The 11,102-nt window shown below is 44.1% G+C and carries 10 protein-coding genes; 5 read left to right on the top strand and 5 right to left on the bottom strand.

Annotated features, from left to right (window positions below; all coding sequences use genetic code 11):
• Window positions 1–71: 71 nt before the first annotated feature.
• Window positions 72–1,004 carry an AraC family transcriptional regulator gene (locus tag EX191_RS20830; protein ID WP_193448405.1) on the bottom strand — a complete coding sequence of 311 codons (933 nt, stop codon included), beginning with the start codon at window positions 1,002–1,004 and terminating at the stop codon, window positions 72–74.
• A gap of 539 nt (window positions 1,005–1,543) precedes the next feature.
• On the opposite strand from EX191_RS20830, the gene zwf reads away from it, so the two are divergent.
• The 3 genes from zwf to gnd are packed head-to-tail and all read left to right on the top strand — an operon-like array spanning window position 1,544 to window position 5,245.
• A complete protein-coding gene (gene zwf, locus EX191_RS20835; RefSeq protein ID WP_005397367.1) occupies window positions 1,544–3,046 on the top strand; it encodes a glucose-6-phosphate dehydrogenase in 1,503 nt (500 codons plus the stop codon).
• Window positions 3,043–3,759: a 6-phosphogluconolactonase gene (gene pgl, locus EX191_RS20840; protein ID WP_005397368.1), complete on the top strand. Its 717-nt coding sequence runs from the start codon at window positions 3,043–3,045 to the stop codon at window positions 3,757–3,759. Before zwf ends, pgl begins: the two co-directional genes overlap by 4 nt.
• Before the next feature lie 37 nt (window positions 3,760–3,796).
• Window positions 3,797–5,245, top strand: a complete 1,449-nt coding sequence (gnd, locus tag EX191_RS20845; RefSeq protein WP_005397369.1) for a decarboxylating NADP(+)-dependent phosphogluconate dehydrogenase — start codon at window positions 3,797–3,799, stop codon at window positions 5,243–5,245.
• Between the two features lie 82 nt (window positions 5,246–5,327).
• On the opposite strand, the gene EX191_RS20850 is transcribed toward gnd, so the two are convergent.
• Entirely contained in the window at window positions 5,328–5,531 is a 204-nt protein-coding gene (locus EX191_RS20850; RefSeq protein WP_005464314.1) for a hypothetical protein, read from the bottom strand.
• A gap of 575 nt (window positions 5,532–6,106) precedes the next feature.
• Here EX191_RS20850 and EX191_RS20855 point away from each other — a divergent pair.
• Complete coding sequence (locus EX191_RS20855) at window positions 6,107–6,244, top strand: hypothetical protein (RefSeq protein ID WP_005464410.1); 138 nt, start codon at window positions 6,107–6,109, stop codon at window positions 6,242–6,244.
• A gap of 60 nt (window positions 6,245–6,304) precedes the next feature.
• On the opposite strand, the gene EX191_RS20860 is transcribed toward EX191_RS20855, so the two are convergent.
• Entirely contained in the window at window positions 6,305–8,065 is a 1,761-nt protein-coding gene (locus EX191_RS20860) for a sigma-54-dependent Fis family transcriptional regulator (protein WP_193448406.1), read from the bottom strand.
• 239 nt (window positions 8,066–8,304) lie between these two features.
• On the opposite strand from EX191_RS20860, the gene exaC reads away from it, so the two are divergent.
• Window positions 8,305–9,825 (top strand): acetaldehyde dehydrogenase ExaC, encoded by a 1,521-nt coding sequence (exaC, locus tag EX191_RS20865; protein WP_065646409.1) that lies wholly within the window; start codon window positions 8,305–8,307, stop codon window positions 9,823–9,825.
• A 134-nt stretch (window positions 9,826–9,959) separates the two neighbouring features.
• On the opposite strand, the gene exsE2 is transcribed toward exaC, so the two are convergent.
• Together exsE2 and exsC are read right to left on the bottom strand one after the other, a co-directional pair.
• Window positions 9,960–10,265: a T3SS regulon translocated regulator ExsE2 gene (gene exsE2, locus EX191_RS20870; protein ID WP_005397379.1), complete on the bottom strand. Its 306-nt coding sequence runs from the start codon at window positions 10,263–10,265 to the stop codon at window positions 9,960–9,962.
• A gap of 8 nt (window positions 10,266–10,273) precedes the next feature.
• A complete protein-coding gene (gene exsC, locus EX191_RS20875) occupies window positions 10,274–10,720 on the bottom strand; it encodes a type III secretion system regulatory chaperone ExsC (RefSeq protein WP_005397386.1) in 447 nt (148 codons plus the stop codon).
• Between the last annotated feature and the right edge of the window lie 382 nt (window positions 10,721–11,102).

Consider the following 11,102-nt stretch of genomic DNA (forward strand, 5'->3'; position numbering starts at 1 on the left):
GCATTCTATAGCGAAAGAAATAGGAAAAGTTAACAATTTGGTGCAAAGCCAGAACCTAAGTACTTAGGCTTCTATCTAATAGGCGTGGCTTCGTTCGGTTTGACAGGTATCCAGTAATGCATTTGGGCATTCTCGCTCTCAACATCATAGTCTTCTGGATAAACTTCTAACTCGTAGCCATCAATACCGTGATAATTGGAATAGGGGAGCCAGTGCAAAATGAACCACTCAAGCGTCGCCGCTAGATTTGATGCTTTACCTATGTGCGTAATCACTGCGTAGGTTTGCTCAGGAACAACCAGAAGATCTGGTTCTTGCGTAGAGCCTTTGGATATTGAAGTTCTTGACGCTGAGTTGTACTCATAACCTGCCCAATACTCGAGTTGCTGGTTGCTTGAATACGCTTTTGTTACGTCAATCACACCAAGATAGTTTCTTTCCAGATGAGTATGGTTTTCAGATGAATAGAGCTGTGACCACAGAAAGGGCACTTTGGATTGGAAGTTGGGCGTTGCGGAAAACAATCCATAAATAGGTTCATGATAACCAGCAAGCACAAAAGCAGGTTTTGTTTCTATTCGAACTTCGATAAAGCACTTATGTCTATTTTCGTCTTCTGGTGTATCGCGCAACGTTAAAGGTTGCCTCAAGCCCGTTAGTTGCTGAGCTTTACGATAATCTCGAGGGCTCTTTGAAAACATATTTTTGAACGCTCGACTGAATGCATGTTCAGAAGCAAACCCCATTTCTATCGCAATATCTAACGAGCGATCTGATGTATGGATTAAGCGTTCAGCCGCAAGGCTTAGTTTAAGCTCTCTAATATAGTGAGCGACGGATACGCCAGTGTGTTGCTGGAAAACGCGTTGCAGTTGCCAACGTGACCAGCAGCTTGCTTTCGAGATTTCATCCACACTAAGTGCGATATCTAGATTGTTGTGAATGTAATCAAGCACAGAGTGTATTCGGTTTATCGGGTGCAGATTCTTTGTGCTTGGTTTCATGACATTCTACTTTCGCATTAATAGTATCCTCATTATCTTTAATTGAGTATCATTATCAATAGAGTAAGAGGATAAAATTCAGGCCACATAGATCACAATAAAATTGTAATGGATTGCAAGGGTGGGTAAGGATTGTCCATATTAGAGTTTTTGCTTAATTTTTGTCTTACGTTAGTGCAACTTTTTTTATCCATAAAATACAAATGTTTATGATGTTTTGTGCAACTTATTTAAACGTTTGCACTGGCAAGTGTTGATGTAAATCAAATAGTCGTAGACAATACTGCACCGTGTCGGACTCTCCTCCAGCGAGTACAGTGTGTACTTTTGAGACATAAGTGACCTAAATGACCTTAATACGTCGTGTTTCCAACAGATTTGGGAGTGCTACTTCTTGAGGTTCTTTGGGCCTATAGACTTTACCTATCAACGTAATAGGTAAGACCAATTTTCTATTTTGAGGTGCCATTGATAGGGTTGGCTCATCCTTTAGCCGTATCCGGGCACACAATAAGTACCTCGTTTTTAAGGGAAAGATGATGGTAATACCAGAAAACAGCAGCATCGTTATTTTTGGTGCTTCAGGTGACCTTACATATCGTAAGCTCATTCCTGCTTTATACCACCTCTATGCGAACAAGCAGCTTCCAGAAAATTTTGCCATTCTGGGTGTAAGTCGCACTGAATACAGTGATGAGTCTTACCGCGCGAAGCTGAAAAAATCGCTTCAGGAAATGGAAAAGACTGAGCCAGAAACGCTTGATGCATTTATTAACCATCTGCACTACCAAGCTATCAATACTTCTGACACACAAGATTACAGTAAGCTATCTTCTCGTTTAGACCAACTTGCTGACGAATATCGCTTCGATCAGCGCAATACGCTTTTCTACTTAGCAACCCCACCAAGTTTATACAGTGTGATTCCTGCAAGTCTTGCAGCACACGGCCTAAACAAAGAAGAAGATGGTTGGAAACGCCTGATTATTGAGAAACCATTCGGTTATGACCTTGAATCAGCGCGTATTCTGGATAAAGAAATTCACGAGCACTTCCAAGAGCATCAAATCTACCGAATTGACCATTACTTAGGTAAAGAGACGGTACAAAACCTTCTTGTACTTCGTTTCTCAAACGCGATGTTTGAGCCGCTTTGGAACCGTAACTTCATTGATTATGTTGAAATCACGGGCGCAGAATTCCTCGGCGTAGAGGAGCGTGGTGGTTACTACGACAACTCGGGTGCCGTGCGCGATATGTTCCAAAACCACCTGCTACAAGTATTGGCGATGGTGGGTATGGAGCCACCAGCACAGATCAATGCAGATTCGATGCGTGATGAAGTCGTTAAAGTACTCCAGTGTTTAAAACCTTTGGACGAAAACGCTCTGCGTAACGATCTAGTATTAGGTCAATACACCGCTTCTGAAGTTCGTGGACAAAGTCTACGTGGCTACCGTGAAGAGCCGGGGGTTGCAGATGATTCACGTACCGAAACTTACATCGGTTTGAAAGCCTACATTAACAACTGGCGTTGGAATGGCGTGCCATTCTACGTGCGTACTGGTAAGCGTCTTCCAACACGCGTGACTGAAGTGGTTATCCACTTTAAACAAACACCGCACCCAGTGTTTGGTCAAAACGCACCAGAAAACAAGCTGATCATTCGCATTCAGCCAGACGAAGGCATTCAAATGAGCTTTGGCTTGAAAGAGCCAGGCGCAGGTTTTGAAGCGAAAGAAGTGAAAATGAACTTTCATTACGCTGATCTACAAGAAACGCAAATGCTAACTGCGTATGAGCGTCTTCTACTTGATGCTTTGAATGGTGATGCTACGCTATTTGCACGTAGTGATGCGGTGGAAGCGTGTTGGCAGTACGTACAGCCAATTTTAGATTTTAAACAAGATCCACAATCCCTCTTCGGGTACGCATGCGGCACATGGGGTCCTAAAGAGTCAGACGACCTGCTACAGCGTGATGGTCGCGCTTGGCGCTTCCCATGTAAAAACTTAACAGATACGGATTACTGTGAACTATGATCAACCATAAGATCTACCAAACAGCAGAGCAGGTAGTTGAAAGCCTAGCTAACGACATGAAAGCGTTCAGCGAAATGGGCCGACCTGTTCACATCTCTCTTTCTGGCGGCAGCACTCCTAAAATGCTGTTCAAACTGTTGGCTTCAGAGGCTTACGCAACCTCTATTCAGTGGCAAAACCTCCACTTCTGGTGGGGTGACGAACGTTGTGTCGCACCTGACGATGCGGAAAGCAACTACGGAGAAGCGAACGCGCTACTGTTTAGCCAAGTAAACATTCCAACAGAAAACATCCACCGTATTCGCGGTGAAGATGACCCTAAAGTGGAAGCGGAACGCTTTGCGAAAGAGATGTCAGAGGTGATTCCGACTGAAAACGGAACCCCTGTGTTTGACTGGATCTTATTAGGTGTTGGTGCAGATGGTCACACAGCTTCTCTGTTCCCTGGCCAAACTAATTATGATGATGCGAATCTATCTCTTGTGGCTTCTCATCCTGAGTCAGGCCAGCTTCGTGTGTCAAAAACGGCACGCGTTTTAGAAGCAGCAAAACGCATCAGTTACTTAGTGCTTGGTGCAGGAAAAGCGGACATCGTTGAAGAGATCAACAGTTCACCTGCACACGCACTGCCATACCCAGCGGCTAAGATTCAAGCGAAATCTGGCCTGACGGAATGGTATTTAGATTTGGACGCAGCAGCAAAAATTGCTTAAACGCTGCTCGTCAATGAAACAAAATTGGAGAGAAACAATGAAAGGTGATATCGGTGTAATTGGCCTAGCGGTAATGGGTCAAAACCTTATCCTAAACATGAACGACCACGGTTTTAAAGTGGTCGCTCACAACCGTACTGCTGCTAAAGTAGACGAGTTTCTGGAAGGACCAGCGAAAGGCACCAACATCATCGGTGCATACTCTCTAGAAGAACTAGTAGAGAAGCTAGAAACGCCACGTAAAGTGATGCTAATGGTTCGCGCAGGTGACGTTGTCGATAAATTCATCGACGCTCTAGTCCCTCTACTAGACAAAGGCGACATCATCATCGACGGTGGTAACACGAACTACCCAGATACAAACCGTCGCGTTGCAGCACTACGCGAAAAAGGTATCCACTTCATCGGTACTGGCGTATCTGGTGGTGAAGAAGGTGCGCGCTTCGGTCCATCTATCATGCCAGGCGGCGCTCCAGAAGCTTGGGAAGCGGTTAAGCCTATCTTCCAAGGTATTTCTGCGAAAACTGATGCAGGCGAGCCTTGTTGTGATTGGGTTGGTAACGACGGTGCGGGCCACTTCGTTAAGATGGTTCACAACGGCATCGAATACGGCGACATGCAGCTGATCACAGAAGCTTACCAGTTCATGAAAGACGGTCTTGGTATGTCTGCAGACGAGATGCAAGCGGTATTCGCTGAGTGGAACAACACTGAGCTAAACAGCTACCTTGTTGAAATTACGGCTGACATCCTTGGCTACAAAGACGAAGACGGTGAGCCTCTAGTTGAGAAAATCCTAGACACTGCTGGCCAAAAAGGTACAGGTAAATGGACGGGTATCAACGCTCTAGACCTAGGTATTCCTCTAACGCTAATCTCTGAGTCCGTATTCTCTCGCTGTCTATCTGCACTAAAAGATCAACGTGTTGAAGCTGAGAAACTGTTCGGCAAGACAATCACGCCAGTAGAAGGTGACAAGCAAGAGTGGGTTGACGCACTACGTCAAGCGCTTCTAGCGTCTAAGATCATCTCTTACGCTCAAGGCTTTATGCTAATGCGCGAAGCATCAAACGAGAATGGCTGGGACCTAAACTACGGTAACGTTGCTCTTATGTGGCGTGGTGGTTGTATCATCCGTTCTGCGTTCCTAGGCAACATCCGTGATGCATACGAAGCGAATCCAGAACTAGCATTCCTAGGCTCTGATGATTACTTCAAAGGTATCCTACAAAACAGCCTAGTAGCATGGCGTAAAGTGGCGGCTAAGTCTCTAGAAGCAGGCATCCCAATGCCATGTACGACTTCCGCACTAACGTTCCTAGACGGTTACACAACAGCTCGTCTACCTGCGAACCTACTGCAAGCTCAACGTGACTACTTCGGTGCTCACACTTACGAGCGTATCGACCGTGAGCGTGGTGAATTCTTCCACACTAACTGGACTGGTACAGGCGGTGACACAGCGTCTACAACTTACGACGTGTAATCGTTTTAAGTAAATCGACTAAGTATAAAAGGATGCCTAAGCATCCTTTTTTGTGTCTGGCTTTATGAAACTTAAAGAGCGCCTAGGCGCTCTTTTCAGTGGTCGTTTTCTTGTTTTGATAAAACCTGTCTTTGAGGTAGAGAATTGCGCTGACCACAAGAGCCACTACAGAAACAGTAAATAGGGCATACATGCTAAGAATCCATGCGAATGTAGCCGTCAAAAACGCAATGAAGGAAAACATTCTGCTGAAAGACATCACATGGCCAAGTTTGTTACTTTTCATAAACGCCTCCCAAAGCTGAGTGGGGATAGACAAGTGTGGTCATATACCACGCTTTGATTGTCTGTTCTTTTTTTGCGTTTCACACAAAAAAGCGGCTAAAGATTTCTCAAAAAAGGTGAAATATTGAACTGGTAGACAAATCCATAAACGGATTTACAAATATATGAATGCATTTGTCTATCACTTCAAAGTTTTTGCTGTGCGGATTAAGGCCTTTTAACGCTATTATTGCAGCCTTCGAGTTTACTAGGCGTAATTTCAAGTCAATAATTCCGGGAAGCTCATCCTCATTATCAGTCACGATGAAAATCACTTTTCTTTGCTTAACAATACTTTATTGAATATGTGTGATTGCATCAGATTTGAGAATGAAACTAAGGTTGCAAGAAAGGCGAAAAAGAGTGCTAGGTAAGCCTTTGAACTACGCCTATAATTAGCGCCCACATGGAGGATGTTTAATAAATGAACATCCTCTATTTTTTGAAACCAGCAACAAGGATCCAGTAAAACGTGTTTTTCTGGTGTTGTTTACGTTGACCAAGAAGGTGATTAATACAACAAATTGAGGTTCTAAGATGACTCTTAACAAGTACTTTGTTTTCATTCCGGCAGAATTGGATCAGGAAATACACAAGGACAACCAAGTGATCTCTGAGAAGGAAACTCAACGTCAGGCATTAGTAAAACAGGCTCAACAACAAGGCGGCCTGTAAGCTAGGTTTCAAATAGAAAGAGCACCGCAAAGGTGCTCTTTTTGTATCTGAGGTTATGGATTAACCCAATATGCCGAGGCTTTTCAGCTTTCTATAAATCGTATTTCGACTGACGCCAAGCATGCGAGATGTTTTGCTGATGTTCCCCTGATTGGCTTGATATGTTTTGAGCAGTTTGTCTTCGACGGTTGCACGCAGTTCTAACGTGGGTTCGGCAGAGGTTGTTACGTCTTGAGCTTGGCTGAGTTTCTTACTCAAGTGAGTCGGTACGTGAGCGAGCTCTAACGTTTCTTCACCTTGCGCCATTAACGCGGATACTTTGATTAAACTATCGAGTTCACGCAAGTTTCCTGGCCAAGAGTAAGAAAGCAGCAGAGAAAGTAGGTGAGGGCAAAGTTGTTGTTCAGATTCAGCATGACGTCGGTGGATATTTGCGATCAGTTGTTGCTTATCATCTCGTTCTTCAAAGCGAGGCAATTCGATGATCAAACCATTGAGGCGATAGTATAAGTCTTGACGGAACAATCCTTCGCTAACCAAGTTCTCGAGATCTTTATGTGTGGCCGCAATGATTTGCGTATCGACTTGAACACTTTGGTTTGAACCCACAGGAAGCACGGTTTTATCTTGCAATACATGCAGTAAACGGCTTTGAGCTTCCAAGGGTAAATCTGCGATTTCATCCAGAAACAAAATCCCTTTGTGTGCTTGGCGAATTTTTCCCTGATAGCCTTTGCTGTTTGCGCCAGTAAATGCACCAGCTACGTAGCCAAACAATTCGGACTCAACCAAATCTTTCGGTAGTGCGCCACAGTTGACGGAAACCAACGGCCCCGTTTTTCTCTGGCTGTTTTTATGTAGTGCTTTCACAAACTCATTTTTACCAACCCCAGTTTCTCCGAGAATCAGTAAGCTGATGTCTTTATCGATAACGCGATTGGCTTGTTGCCAGCAATGTTCGACAGTAGAATCGCCGTAATGCAGATCATTGGAAGCGGTAACGGAACGAGACTTCACTTTTTTGTCGGTCAACGGCTTTGTTTTGAACACGAAAGGATGGTCGGCATTTTGGATAGAAAGAATGTCGTCGAGCGATTGCCCGATGACGTTTTGTTGCGCGAGGAGCTGAGAAGCAACTTGGTTGTGCGCGAGAATCTGTCCATCTTCATTAGCGATGATAATGCCTTGCCATCCACTGTTTAGTAAGCCTTTTTCACACGCCAAATCCACACGAATATGCCCTTGTGGAATCAAGTTAAGCAATTGATTTTCAACTTGCTGAACCATGTTCTGTACCAGCACTTGCGTTGAGAAATCATGTTTCTTTTGTTCGCTGGTGATATCTAGCACGCCAATCAAATGACCAAGATGATCGAAAATAGGATTGGCCGAGCAGCTAATAAAACGATGATGTTGGATGAAGTGTTGATCGCCGATGACTGAGACCGGTTTTGCTTCAACTATCGCAGTCCCAATCGCGTTGGTGCCTTTGACCTTTTCTTGCCAGCACGCACCAGAGCTTAGCGCAATTTCGGTCAACTTCTCGCGGAACTTAGGTTGTCCCCAACTGCCGATGATGACGCCGTCGGCATCCGTCAGAATTAAGCGGCTGTCACTATGAGCAAAAAGCTGATTAAACAGCGGGAGAGCAAACTGGGTGACGGTTTCCAATAAGAAGTTGAGTTGGTGACGCCTATCTTGAAGTGTCGCTGGTGTCACTCGAATATCTTCAGGGCGTCGACGCTGTTTTAAACCCGCCTGTTCACTTCGGATCCATGAAGTTGAAAGCCAATTGTTATCGCTAATGTGTTGAAGTTCCATGACTGTACCATTTTGTCACAGTGAGGGTGTGCCATTTTGGAACACTTGAACATTGGTGTTCACACCATACATCCGCTCAAACATCGCTCACTTGGTTTGTTATCGCTTGGTAATCATAGTTTTACATTTAATTAACAACAAGTGTGGTGTAGTTGGCGTGTGACTTGCGTAATGCTCTTTGTGAACAGTGCGATACGACACTGCAATAACACATTGAACGAGAAACAAAAGGAAGAGTTATGATCTATGCACAGCCAGGTAGTGAAAATGCCATCGTTAATTTCAAATCGCATTACGATAACTTTATCGGTGGGGAATGGGTAAAACCAACGGGCGGTGAGTACTTTGATAATATCTCACCAATCAACGGACAAGCGTATTGTAAAGTTGCTCGTTCTGGCGAGGCGGATATCAACTTAGCATTGGATGCGGCACACAACATCAAAGCAAAATGGGCGAAAACCAGTGTGACTGAACGCTCTAACATCTTGCTGAAAATCGCTGATCGTATCGAACAGCATTTAGAAGAACTTGCAGTTGCAGAAACATGGGAAAACGGCAAACCAGTTCGTGAAACCTTGGCTGCGGATTTACCTTTGGTGGTGGATCATTTCCGTTACTTTGCTGGCTGCATTCGCGCGCAAGAAGGCAGTGCGGCGGAGCTGGATGAGCACACGGCAAGCTATCACTTCCCAGAGCCGATTGGCGTAGTTGGTCAAATCATCCCTTGGAACTTCCCTATGTTGATGGCGGCTTGGAAACTGGCACCGGCACTTGCGGCAGGTTGTTGCGTGGTATTGAAGCCAGCAGAACAAACGCCAACGTCGATTCTGGTTCTTATGGAAAAGATCGGTGATCTACTGCCTCCGGGCGTCATCAACGTTGTTAATGGTTTTGGTTCAGAAGCGGGCCAAGCGCTTGCAACCAGCAACCGCATTGCGAAGTTAGCGTTTACCGGTTCAACACAGGTTGGTAATCACATTCTAAAATGTGCAGCAGACAACTTGATCCCATCGACAGTTGAGCTAGGTGGTAAATCTCCAAACATCTACTTCTCAGATATTTTCGATTACGAAGATGAGTACCTCGACAAGTGTATCGAAGGTACGCTACTTGGTTTCTTCAACCAAGGCGAAGTTTGTACCTGTCCATCTCGTGTATTAGTTCATGAAGCGATTTACGATAAGTTTGTAGAGAAATTGACGGAACGTGCGCAGTTAATCAAGCAAGGTAACCCGCTCGATACCGATACTCAAGTTGGTGCTCAGGCTTCTCAAGAACAGTTTGATAAGATTTTAAGTTACCTCGAAATCGGCCGTGAAGAAGGCGCAAAAGTGGTCTTTGGTGGTGGCGTATCTGAACAGCCAGAGTCAATCAATCAGGGTTACTACATTCAGCCAACGATGTTGGAAGGCCACAATAAGATGCGTATTTTCCAAGAAGAAATCTTTGGCCCCGTCATTGCCATCACTAAGTTTAAAGATGAAGCGGAAGCTCTGGAAATCGCGAACGACACCGAATATGGCTTAGGCGCAGGCGTTTGGACTCGTGATGCGAACGTCGCATATCGTATGGGCCGTAATATCGAAGCTGGTCGAATTTGGATTAACTGCTACCACGCTTACCCTGCACACGCTGCGTTCGGTGGCTATAAAAAGTCAGGTATTGGACGTGAAACACATAAGATGATGCTGGATCACTACCAAAATACGAAAAACCTATTGATTAGCTACAGTGTTGATCCACTAGGCTTCTTCTAAATTGAAGTAGTTAACAAAGAAAAAGCAGTACTAACCAAAACCCCGAGCCTTCGGGGTTTTTTATTGCATGGGCTTGCGGGTGGGAGGGTGCATATACGTGAAATTTATATTTTGAACCCATTTATATTGCGTGATCAGGAACGTTGAATTACGGTCACTTTTCGTTCAAGTAGTTTTTCGACCGCGGTGTTTTGCTTTTCAAGACTAAACTGCTGATCAAAATCCAAGACGCGATTACAAGACTCAAGACTCGCAAACTGGTTTAAACATTCGCTAAGTTCTCTTTTAGAGCTCATTCGAGCCAAACTGCTTTCTGATGAAGAGAGTAGGGTCACTTTGCGGCCATGAAACGTTCCTTGTGGCAGAGCATCACTTTGCTGTGCTTGCTTTACTTCATGAACCGGTAAGTTAGTGTATTTAGATTGGATGTCGTTGGACATAGAGACACCTAAACTCTTAAGTCTAAAGTTTGTGGCATCGGAGCTACCTCAGCAGTGGCGACATGAGCAGACAATAACGACTCCCACGACTCACTTTGCGTCAACAATTCCGCCAAAGCAGTTTCAAAATACTCATAATCCAGTCGCTTAATGTTAATGAGTCGGTTTAAACAGAGTACATGTCGATGATTATCTAAACTAAAGAATAATTGATGCTCAGGCCAGTGATAATTAAAGGCTAGGAAAGAACGATAGAGATCGGAATTAACGATTTGAAGACCAACAATCTCAGCTTCGAGCTGGAGGGTTGTCGATTCAGGATGAAAGATGATATGCACTCTTAGATTATCATCAAACGCTAAGCTTACTTCATTTTCCGTTAGATGCAGTGCAGGCAAGCCTATTTGATGAGCAAACTTTAGCAAAATCTCATCGATAGTTTGGCGTGCTGACATAGGAATAGTCCCTTTTGAAATTTTATCAAGGAAAATATTAGATGTATCTCTTCGTGTTTATCAATATTGGTCGGTTGTTATTATATTTTGGTTTTTAATTTCGGTGAGCTAAATAGAAAAGCGATAACAAATGTGCTCTGATGCATATTGTGGTTGTTCTTAGATATTTAAATATCTTTGTTCTCTAATATACCCACCTAATTGAAAGTGTATTAGGGCGCAGTCACTATGAGTTAAATTAAATCTAATGTTAAATCTGTGTTGTTGAAGAATGCGATTTATTGTCCGCTTGTAGTATAAATACTGTCTCTTATACACATCTCAGCTTGAAAAAAAAAAGGATTTATTGGGTTTAAAGGGAGCGTAGATGACGACGCAAGCA

This window comes from Vibrio chemaguriensis, assembly GCF_012275705.1.
Classification (GTDB): Bacteria; Pseudomonadota; Gammaproteobacteria; order Enterobacterales; family Vibrionaceae; genus Vibrio; species Vibrio diabolicus.

Bases quoted from the DNA above. Each gene is read 5' to 3' on its own strand.
- EX191_RS20830 (WP_193448405.1), bottom strand. From the start codon at position 1,004: ATGAAACCAAGCACAAAGAATCTGCACCCGATAAACCGAATACACTCT.
- zwf (WP_005397367.1), top strand. From the start codon at position 1,544: ATGGTAATACCAGAAAACAGCAGCATCGTTATTTTTGGTGCTTCAGGT.
- pgl (WP_005397368.1), top strand. From the start codon at position 3,043: ATGATCAACCATAAGATCTACCAAACAGCAGAGCAGGTAGTTGAAAGC.
- gnd (WP_005397369.1), top strand. From the start codon at position 3,797: ATGAAAGGTGATATCGGTGTAATTGGCCTAGCGGTAATGGGTCAAAAC.
- EX191_RS20850 (WP_005464314.1), bottom strand. From the start codon at position 5,531: ATGAAAAGTAACAAACTTGGCCATGTGATGTCTTTCAGCAGAATGTTT.
- EX191_RS20855 (WP_005464410.1), top strand. From the start codon at position 6,107: ATGACTCTTAACAAGTACTTTGTTTTCATTCCGGCAGAATTGGATCAG.
- EX191_RS20860 (WP_193448406.1), bottom strand. From the start codon at position 8,065: ATGGAACTTCAACACATTAGCGATAACAATTGGCTTTCAACTTCATGG.
- exaC (WP_065646409.1), top strand. From the start codon at position 8,305: ATGATCTATGCACAGCCAGGTAGTGAAAATGCCATCGTTAATTTCAAA.
- exsE2 (WP_005397379.1), bottom strand. From the start codon at position 10,265: ATGTCCAACGACATCCAATCTAAATACACTAACTTACCGGTTCATGAA.
- exsC (WP_005397386.1), bottom strand. From the start codon at position 10,720: ATGTCAGCACGCCAAACTATCGATGAGATTTTGCTAAAGTTTGCTCAT.